Genomic DNA, 1,565 nt, shown 5'->3' with positions numbered 1-1,565 from the left:
CTTCAGTTCTTCGAGTTTTGTCACACCGAAGTCAGCCCAACCATCGAGCAACCCGACAAACTTCGTAGTGTCACTACCAACATCAACATCAACCACCTGCCAACTGGCAATTTTTTGCCACTTCATTACACCCTGCAGATGATTGGGATGCGTCAAAAACGCGGAGAGCGTCTCTTGAGTTTCAAACAACCCCATCACCATAAAGTCCATGGCCTGTTTGCGCGGGCTTATATTCCTGCCACACGCCCAGCCCATGATTTCGTTAATATGAAGTGGGTGCTGGCGTGTCGATGCTTCTGCATCGATGACTTCGTCGTCGCACCATTGAAAGGGTTCATCAAACTTGAAAAAAACCAGATGAAGAATCATTTATCACCCTGGGATCGCGCCCTCCGGAAAAGGAAGCGATCAACTGTGGTTTATTTATTCAACGACGCGTCCGGCATCGGTTTGTACGTAGAGGCTAAAGCGTGGCAACTCCAACATCAGAAGTTGAAAAAATGTTATCCGCTTTAGCAGGAGAAAAATTTTCTATTTTAATTGCTGGAAAGATGAGTTCTGGTAGGATCTACCTCTTTACCACAGGGACGCGGAATTTATGACCGATCAGACGCTGAATCTGACAGATGTCAAAATCCTTACAGCCTTGCAACAGGACGGCAGGATCACCAACCAGACCTTGGCCGACCAGATCGGCATGTCTGCCTCGCCCTGCTGGCGCAGGGTGCGGCAGCTGGAAGAACATCGCTTTATTCAGGGTTACAGGGCGGTGCTCGACCGACGCAGGATCGGGCTGGGAGTGATGGTGTTCATCCGGGTCAGCATCGACCATCACAGTGCAGCCGAGGCCCGGAAGTTCGAGCAGGAAGTGATGCAGCTGGAGGATGTGGTGGCGTGCTACAGCATCGGTGGCGATGCTGACTTCCTGTTGCAGGTCGTGGCACGCGATCTCGACTCGTTTGCCGACTTCGCGATGTCGGTCATCCGTCAGTTGCCCGGCATCAAGGAGATGCAGAGCATGTTCGTGCTCAAGGAGATCAAGCCTTTCATGTCATTCCCGGTCAAGCGCTCCCAAGAAGCCTGAGCAAACCTCCACCAGGGTAGAGGCCTGCCTTGTGTTTCCGGAATGCAATCTGTAGCAGCTGCCGAAGGCTGCGTTCGGCTGCGAAGCAGTCGTGAGTCCGGCTGCCGCAGTGTACCTGACACACCGCAATTGCTGATTTTACGACTGCTGCGCAGCCGAACGCAGCCTTCGGCAGCTGCTACAAAGAATGCGTCGCGGGTGAAATTGCTTAAGTGAACAGCATTACTTCGCTTTCCCGGATCAGTTTCTTATTAATCTTCCCGACACTGGTTTTAGGAATTTCGGCGACGAACTTGAACTGCTTGGGGATCGCCCATTTATTGATACGGCCACGCTCGACAAACCCTTGCAGATGCACCTCCAGGATCTTGCGGTCGAGATATTGCCCAGGCGCGCACACCACCAGCGCCATCGGTCGTTCACCCCATTGCTCATCGGCAATGCCCACGACCGCGACCGACATGACGGCCGAGTGCTCGCT

The 1,565-nt window shown here is 53.2% G+C and carries 3 protein-coding genes; 1 reads left to right on the top strand and 2 read right to left on the bottom strand.

Going from position 1 to position 1,565, the window contains the following annotated elements:
* Positions 1 to 369, bottom strand: a 369-nt coding sequence (locus AC1DH9_RS28920) for a Dabb family protein (RefSeq protein ID WP_477809309.1), incomplete at its 3' end; no start/stop codon positions are given.
* 229 nt (positions 370 to 598) lie between these two features.
* Between AC1DH9_RS28920 and AC1DH9_RS28915 the strand changes: the two genes are divergently transcribed.
* Positions 599 to 1,084: an Lrp/AsnC family transcriptional regulator gene (locus tag AC1DH9_RS28915; protein WP_427533822.1), complete on the top strand. Its 486-nt coding sequence runs from the start codon at positions 599 to 601 to the stop codon at positions 1,082 to 1,084.
* Positions 1,085 to 1,292: 208 nt separating this feature from the next.
* On the opposite strand, the gene AC1DH9_RS28910 is transcribed toward AC1DH9_RS28915, so the two are convergent.
* The coding region (locus AC1DH9_RS28910; protein ID WP_477809308.1) for an AMP-binding enzyme at positions 1,293 to 1,565 on the bottom strand (273 nt) is incomplete at its 5' end.

Source organism: Pseudomonas sp. 05T35, assembly GCF_056396605.1.
Note: the sequence above shows the minus strand (reverse complement) of the source record. Positions and strands in the feature narration are given on the sequence as shown.